Annotated in this window: 1 pseudogene; it reads right to left on the bottom strand. The window is 68.1% G+C overall.

The window, feature by feature from the left end:
• Positions 1–248, bottom strand: a pseudogene (locus QSV46_RS40540) (hypothetical protein); the annotation flags it as partial.

Below are 248 nucleotides of genomic sequence, written 5' to 3'. Positions count from 1 at the left end.
GCGCAGGTCGCACGCCGATCTCGCCCGTCCGCGTGATGTGGTCCCGCCCGAAACGCCGTAGCAGCAGATCGTCGATGAGGCGGATCTGCCCCGGATGGAAGCGGTAGCGCAGGGCCCCGTGGACATCCGCGATGTCGCCGTCGTCGAGAAGCTCGGCGAGCTCGGCGACCGTGGTGATGCCGTCGGCGGCGAGGATCTCCGCCAGGAAACGGTAGTTCTCTGAACGAGAACGCGGGAACCGGTTGCCC

The organism is Bradyrhizobium cosmicum (genome assembly GCF_032290525.1).
Lineage (GTDB): Bacteria > Pseudomonadota > Alphaproteobacteria > Rhizobiales > Xanthobacteraceae > Bradyrhizobium > Bradyrhizobium cosmicum_A.
Note: the sequence above shows the minus strand (reverse complement) of the source record. Positions and strands in the feature narration are given on the sequence as shown.